The 7168-nt window shown below is 73.8% G+C and carries 4 protein-coding genes; 2 read left to right on the top strand and 2 right to left on the bottom strand.

Annotation, left to right across the window (positions count from 1 at the left end; genetic code table 11):
* On the top strand, positions 1-3229 hold a 3229-nt coding region (gene cobN / locus QH283_RS06565; RefSeq protein WP_280502121.1), incomplete at its 5' end, for a cobaltochelatase subunit CobN.
* A gap of 92 nt (positions 3230-3321) precedes the next feature.
* On the opposite strand, the gene QH283_RS06560 is transcribed toward cobN, so the two are convergent.
* Complete coding sequence (locus tag QH283_RS06560; RefSeq protein ID WP_280502120.1) at positions 3322-4605, bottom strand: glycosyltransferase; 1284 nt, start codon at positions 4603-4605, stop codon at positions 3322-3324.
* A 111-nt stretch (positions 4606-4716) separates the two neighbouring features.
* On the opposite strand from QH283_RS06560, the gene QH283_RS06555 reads away from it, so the two are divergent.
* Positions 4717-5307 carry a TetR/AcrR family transcriptional regulator gene (locus tag QH283_RS06555; RefSeq protein WP_280502119.1) on the top strand — a complete coding sequence of 197 codons (591 nt, stop codon included), beginning with the start codon at positions 4717-4719 and terminating at the stop codon, positions 5305-5307.
* 64 nt (positions 5308-5371) lie between these two features.
* Here the strand turns inward: QH283_RS06555 and QH283_RS06550 are convergent, their stop codons facing one another.
* Complete coding sequence (locus QH283_RS06550) at positions 5372-7150, bottom strand: lipase family protein (protein ID WP_280502118.1); 1779 nt, start codon at positions 7148-7150, stop codon at positions 5372-5374.
* Positions 7151-7168 lie beyond the last annotated feature (18 nt).

Genomic DNA, 7168 nt, shown 5'->3' with positions numbered 1-7168 from the left:
CGGCTACGTCGACGCGCTGTGCCGGGCCGTGGAGGACGCGGGGGGGCGCCCCCCGGGGGGGTTGAAGGGGGCGCCGGGCCCCCCCCCCCCCGGGGGGGGGCCCCCCCCCCGGGGCGGCGCCCCCCCGGGGGGGGCGGGGGGGGGGGCCCCCCCGCTGCCGCTGTACTGTGCCTCGCTGCGCACCGCCGAACCGGGACTGCTCGCCACCCTCGGGCAGGCCGACGCCCTGGTGGTGACGGTGCTCGCCGCGGGCGGCACCAAGCCCGCCACCGCCTCGGCGGGCGGCGACGACGAGGCCTGGGACGTGGCCGCGCTCGCCGCGCTGGATGTGCCGATCCTGCAAGGGCTGTGTCTGACCGGTTCGCGCACCCAGTGGGAGGACAACGACGACGGCCTGTCCCCGCTGGACGTGGCCACCCAGGTCGCGGTGCCGGAGTTCGACGGCCGCATCATCACGGTGCCGTTCTCGTTCAAGGAGTTCGACGACGACGGCCTGTCCACCTACGTCCCGGACCCGGAGCGGGCCGCTCGCGTGGCGGGCATCGCGGTGCGGCACGCGCGTCTGCGCCACATCCCCGCCGCCGACAAGCGGCTGGCGCTCATGCTCTCGGCCTACCCGACCAAGCACGCCCGCATCGGCAACGCCGTCGGCCTGGACACCCCCGCCAGCACCATCGCCCTGCTGCACGAATTGCGCCGCGCCGGTTACGATCTCGGCGCACCGGGAGAGGTGCCCGGCCTCGAGGAACACGACGGCGACGCCCTCGTGCACGCCCTCATCGCCGCGGGCGGTCAGGATCCCGACTGGCTGACCGCCGAACAGCTCGAGGGCAACCCGATCCGCATCTCCGCCGCCACCTACACCGCATGGTTCGACACTCTGCCCGCCGAGCTGCGCGAAGCCGTGGTCGAGGCGTGGGGCCCGCCGCCGGGCGAACTCTATGTCGACCGCTCCGCCGATCCGCGGGGCGAAATCGTCATCGCCGCACTGCGTTTCGGCAATGTGGTGTTGATGGTGCAGCCGCCGCGCGGGTTCGGCGAGAACCCGGTCGCCATCTACCACGACCCCGACCTGCCGCCGAGCCACCACTACCTGGCCGCCTACCGCTGGCTGGCCGTGCCCGCCGAGCAGGGCGGTTTCGGCGCCGACGCCATGGTGCACATCGGCAAGCACGGGAACCTGGAGTGGCTGCCCGGCAAGACCCTCGGCATGTCCGCGGCCTGCGGCACCGACGCCGCCCTCGGCGACCTGCCGCTGATCTACCCGTTCCTGGTCAACGATCCCGGCGAGGGCACCCAGGCCAAGCGCCGCGCCCACGCCACCCTGGTCGACCACCTCATCCCGCCGATGGCGCGCGCGGAGACCTACGGCGACATCTCCCGTCTCGAGCAGTTGCTCGACGAGCACGCCAACATCTCCGCTCTCGACCCGGCCAAGCTGCCCGCCATCCGCCAGCAGATCTGGACGCTCATGCGGGCGGCGAAGATGGACCACGATCTCGGCTTGGCCGAGCGTCCCGACGAGGACACCTTCGACGACATGCTGCTGCACGTCGACGGCTGGCTGTGCGAGATCAAGGACGTGCAGATCCGCGACGGCCTGCACATCCTCGGCCAGGCCCCGGCCGGGGAGTCCGAGGTCGATCTGGTGCTGGCCATGCTGCGCGCCCGCCAGCTGTGGGGCGGCGAGCAGACGGTGCCCGGCCTGCGCGAGGCCCTCGGCCTGGCCGAGGACGGCTCGGAGACCCGCGAGCGCGTGGACGCCGTCGAGGAGCGGGCCCGCGAACTGGTGACCGCCTTGCAGGCGGCCGATTGGGCGCCCGGGGCGGTGGACGGGCTGGTCGAGCGCTTCGCCGGTCAGCTGTTCGGCGACCGGGGCGGCGACCGCGAATCCGTGGCCGACGTCCTGCGTTTCGCCGCCACCGAGGTGGTGCCCCGCCTGCGCGGCACCGGCGTCGAAATCGAGCGTGTCCTGCACGCGCTGAACGGCGGCTTCATCCCCGCGGGTCCCAGCGGCTCCCCGCTGCGCGGCCTGATCAACGTGCTGCCCACCGGCCGCAACTTCTACTCCGTCGACCCGAAGGCCGTGCCCTCGCGACTGGCCTGGGAGACCGGTCAGGCCGTGGCCGACTCGCTGCTGCGCCGCTACCTCGACGACCAGGGCGGATACCCGCGCTCGGTGGGACTGTCGGTGTGGGGCACCTCCGCCATGCGCACCGCGGGCGACGACATCGCCGAGGTGCTGGCGCTGCACGGCGTGCGGCCGGTGTGGGACGAGGCCAGCCGCCGCGTCACCACCCTCGAGGTGATCTCACTCGAGGAGCTGGGCCGCCCCCGCATCGACGTCACCGTCCGCATCAGCGGCTTCTTCCGCGACGCCTTCCCGCACGTGCTCGCCCTGCTCGACGACGCGGTGCGGCTCGTCGCCGGTCTGGACGAGCCCGCCGAGTCGAACTACGTGCGCGCGCACACGCTGTCGGATCTGGCCGAGCACGGCGACGAGCGCCGCGCCACCACCCGCATCTTCGGCTCCAAGCCTGGCACCTACGGCGCCGGCCTGCTCCAGCTCATCGACTCGAAGAACTGGCGCGGCGACGAGGACCTGGCGCAGGTGTACACCGCCTGGGGCGGGTTCGCCTACGGCCGCGACCTCGACGGCGCTCCCGCCGCCGAGGACATGCGCAGCGCCTACCGCCGGATCGCGGTGGCGGCCAAGAACACCGACACCCGCGAGCACGACATCGCCGACTCCGACGACTACTTCCAGTACCACGGCGGCATGGTCGCCACCGTGCGCGCGCTGACCGGCAAGAATCCGCAGGCCTATATCGGCGACAGCACCCGCCCCGACGCCGTGCGCACCCGCACCCTCTCCGAGGAGACCACCCGCGTGTTCCGCGCCCGCGTGGTCAACCCGCGCTGGCTCGAGGCCATGCGCAGGCACGGCTACAAAGGCGCCTTCGAGATGGCCGCCACCGTCGACTATCTGTTCGGCTACGACGCCACCACCGACGTGGTCGCCGACTGGATGTACGAGAAGCTCAGCGAGAGCTACGTCTTCGACGAGACCAACCGCAAGTTCATGGAGCAGTCGAATCCGTGGGCGCTGCACGGCATCGCCGAACGGCTGCTCGAGGCCGCCGAACGCGGCATGTGGGCCGCGCCCGAGCAGCAGACGCTGGAGCGGCTGCGCCAGGTGTACCTGGAGACCGAGGGCGAGCTCGAGTAGTCCGGCGATCGGGCCGACACCGGACCGGCGGGGCGGCCCGGCGCAGTCCCCGCGGCGGCCGCCGGAAGTTCGCCGGCGGAGCGTCCGCGCGATCAGCCGCCCGGTGCGAGGGCCCGCCCGTCTCGGGCGGGGTTCTCGGACCCGTCCTCCTTCGGGGCGACGAGCGATTCGGCGGCATCGGCGAAGAGCGCGGGGCCGCTGTGCGCGCGCAGGGTGGCCGCCGCGGCCCTGGCGGCCGGTGTGAGCGCGCGTGCTCGCCGCACCGCGGCGCGCAGGGCGGCGGGGGTCAGCTTGCCGGGCCGCAGGGTGACGCCCGCGCCCGCTTCGGTGACGCGCCGGGCGATCTCGGGCTGGTCGCGGCCGTAGGGGACGACCACGCTGGGCACGCCCGCCGCCATCGCCTTGGAGACGATGCCGAAGCCGCCGTGGCTGACGACCGCCGCGCAGTGGTCGAGCGCGTGCCCGTGCGGGACGAAGCGTTCCACCCGGATGTTGCCTCCGCTGCGCAGCGGGGTGGTGTCGTAGGCGTCGGCGAGGGTGATGAGCACGCGCACCGGCTGGTCGCGCAGCGCCTCGGCCGCGGTGACCGCCAGGTCCTCGTCGCCCTGGTAGTCGGTGGAGCAGGTGACCAGGATCCACGGATCGCCGGGTTCGTCGAGGTAGGCGGGGCGCTCGGCGGGCGGGTCCCACGGCTGGGCGCCGACGAAGTGGATGTGGCCGGGCAGGTCGGTGCGCGGGTACTCCAGCGGTTGCCCGGTGAGCACGAGCACCGCGTCGTGCCTGCCGTACTGGTCGAGCGGGGAGGTGAACTCGGGCAGGCCGCAGGCCCGGCGCAGCTCGTTGAGGCCGGGCAGCATGGCCTTGCCGAACATGCGCACGACCGCCCGCCAGAGCACGGCGTCGCGCACGCGGCCAAGGGCGTCGGTGCGCGGTCGCAGGCCGAGTCCGTAGGGCGGTATGCCGCGGCCCGGCCAGGGCAGCACCGAGGGCAGCACCAGCGCGCTGGGCAGCGGCAGTGCCTCGGCTCTGGTCTGCGCGCCGTAGGCGATGGCGTCGACGAGCACCGCGTCGGGTCCGAAAGCGGCGACGGCGGCGTCGAAATCGGGGCCGTCGAACCGGCCGCGGCGCACCAGGTCGGTCTGCCCGCTGTGCAGTCGCTCGGCGGAACCCTTCGCGCGGTAGTCGGTGACCTCGGCGCCGGTGACGGCGGGATCGAGCGCAGAGGTCTCCAAGCCGGCCTCGCGCAGCGTGCCGGTCAGTTCGGGCAGGGTGCGCACGTGCACCAGGTGGCCGCGGCGGCGCAGTTCGAGCAGGCCGGGGACCAGCGGCAGGACGTGGCCGGTGGCGGGGGCGGTGTAGACGAGGAAACGGCTCATGGGGGACTCCGGTGGCGGTGGACGGTTTCTGTTAGTATGAGACTAAATTCAATTGTGTCAAGCACAAATCAAATCGGGTCCGTGGCGGCCCGGTAGGGGAAGGAGGCGTCGATGGCGACCCGCCGCTACGACATGTCGGCCCGCGGCAGGGCACGGGAGCAGACCAGGGAGGCGATCCTCGACGCCGCCGTCGCCCGCTTCGGTGACGCCTGGTACGACGAGGTGACCCTGGCCGACGTCGCGGCCGAGGCGGGCGTCTCCCAGCAGACGGTGGTCAACCACTTCGGCAACAAGATCGGGCTCTACACCGCCGCCCTCGCCGAGCGCGCCGCCCCCGCGATCGTCGCCGAGCGCGACCGGGCGATCCCCGGCCAGGTGGACTCGGTGATCGAGACCGTGACGCGCGACTACGAGCGGACCGGGATCGGCACCTGGCGGCTGGTGGTGCTGGCCGACCGCATACCGGAACTGATGTCGGTGGTGGCGGGCGGCCGTCGCGCGCACCGCGAGTGGATCGAGCGGGTGTTCGCGCCGCAGCTCCGGGCGGCCGAGGACGCCGACCGCGAGCAGGTCGTGACGCTGCTGGCGACGGTGCTCAACGTCACCACCTGGTACACGCTGCGGCACGAGGCCGACCTGGAACCCGGGGCCGCGGCCGAGCATCTGCGGGCACTCGTCACCGCCGTCCTCACCCGGCGCTAGTCCGGCGCCCGCCCGCCCGCCCGCTGCCGGTCCGGTTCGGTTCGGTTCGGTTCGGGAAGCCCGCTCAGCCCGGGCAGTTCGGGGTCTGCGGGCGGTCGGCGAAGCGAGCCCTGGTCCAGGTGATGAGCTCGGGCACGAGCGGGGAGTCCGCCGCCACCACGCCGAGGTGGTCGCGCTTGGGGTAGACGCGGTAGTCGACGTTCCAGCCCGCCGCGCACCGGTCGGCCGCGTAGCTGTCCTGCACGGCCTGGGTGATGAGCGGGTCCGAGGCGCCCTGGGCGAGCAGCAGCGGCACCGTGAGCGGACCGGCGGGCGTGTTCTCGCGCAACCGGTCGCCGAACGGCCCGTCGAGCGGATCGACGGCGAAGATCGGGCGGTCCCGGTCGATGGACAGCGCGCTGAGCACCGAGACCAGCACACCGGGCTCGGACAGGCAGCGGGCGCTCATGTCGCGGACCAGGGTGCGCGCCGCCGGAATGATGTACCGATCGAAAGTCACATCCGGGTAGATCGCGGTGTAGGCGGCCACCACGTAGGAGGCGAACACCGAGCCGCCGGTCACCTCGGGCAGGTGCCGCACCAGCGCGGGACCGTCGCTGGCCGGCGCCATCGAGGCCACCGCCACCACGTGCGCGTCCGGCGCGTAGCCGGGGGCGAGGATGCCGGTCCACAGCGCGGCGTGCCCGCCCTGGGAGTGCCCCCACACGACGGTGCGCTCGGCGAGGTCGAGGTCGGGCAGCTGGTGGGCGGCGCGCACGGCGTCGAGCACCGAGGTCGCCTCGCCGTGCCCGATCAGAAACGGATGCGGTCCCGCGGTGCCGAGGCCGGTGTAGTCGGTGGCGACCAGCGCCCACCCCTCGGCGAGCAGCTGCGGCAGGGCGGGCAGCGCACCGGCGGCCAGCGGCTCGGGCAGCAGCGTGGGCGCGCAGCCGGTGGCGAAGCCGGTGGTGCCGTGCGCCCACGCGACCACGGGAAGCGGATCGTCGGGTGCCTCGCGCGGGACCAGCACCAGACCGCTGGCAAGCGCCGGCTGACCGTGCGCGTCGCTGGTGGAGTAGAGGATGCGCCAGGCGCGGGCCTGCGGCGGGATGTCGCCACGGTCGAACGGCTCGGCGCGCACGAGTTCGCCCGGCTCGGGTGGAACGCCGTCCGGGGCGGAGTAGAAGTCCTCGGTGCGCGGCGCCGAGGTGCGCAGGTGCGCGCTCACCCCGGCGACGGCGATCGCCAGCACCAGCGCCAGGCCGGCTGCCACCACCCGGCCGATGCGAGTCGGCGTGCTCGGCGCGGCCGGTTCGCGGGCGGTGCGTTCTCCCGGCCGTGCCGCCCACAGCAGGCCCGCGCCGAGTGCCACCGTGCGGATGCCGAACAGCACCGCCACCACCAGCAGCGTCACATCCGGCCACAGCCAGGCGAGCACGCCGAGCACGATCTCCGCCGCGCCCAGCAGGCAAGCCACTGCCCGGTCCTCGATCGTGCCCGCGCGCACTCCCGCCAACCGGATCAGGCCGCCGACCACCAGCGCGGCCGCCACGAACCGGGGCAGCAGGTCGATCGCGGGCCCGAGCTGCACCAGCACCGCCAGACCGACGAGAATCCAGCCCGCCCCGAGCGCGGTCGCCAGGCGGCCCGGCCGTCGCGGCAACAGCAGCTCGCCCACACCGGTCACCACGCAGCCCGCCGCGATCAGCAGCGCCACCGCCGTCAGCGCGGTGAGCGGGCGGACCACCAGCAGCAGGCCGACGACGATCGCGAGCGCGCCGATCAGGACGACCACTCCTCGCGGCAATCGTTCGGCGATCACCTCGGCGCGGGGCATCATCGCGCGGAACGCACTGGCAGCCATGCCTGCTCCTCGAGCATC

Origin of the sequence: Nocardia farcinica, assembly GCF_029867845.1 — a bacterium.
In the GTDB taxonomy this organism is placed as follows: Bacteria; Actinomycetota; Actinomycetes; order Mycobacteriales; family Mycobacteriaceae; genus Nocardia; species Nocardia farcinica_A.
This window is presented reverse-complemented; position numbering and strand designations above follow the sequence as displayed.

Bases quoted from the DNA above. Each gene is read 5' to 3' on its own strand.
- QH283_RS06560 (WP_280502120.1), bottom strand. From the start codon at position 4,605: ATGAGCCGTTTCCTCGTCTACACCGCCCCCGCCACCGGCCACGTCCTG.
- QH283_RS06555 (WP_280502119.1), top strand. From the start codon at position 4,717: ATGGCGACCCGCCGCTACGACATGTCGGCCCGCGGCAGGGCACGGGAG.
- QH283_RS06550 (WP_280502118.1), bottom strand. From the start codon at position 7,150: ATGGCTGCCAGTGCGTTCCGCGCGATGATGCCCCGCGCCGAGGTGATC.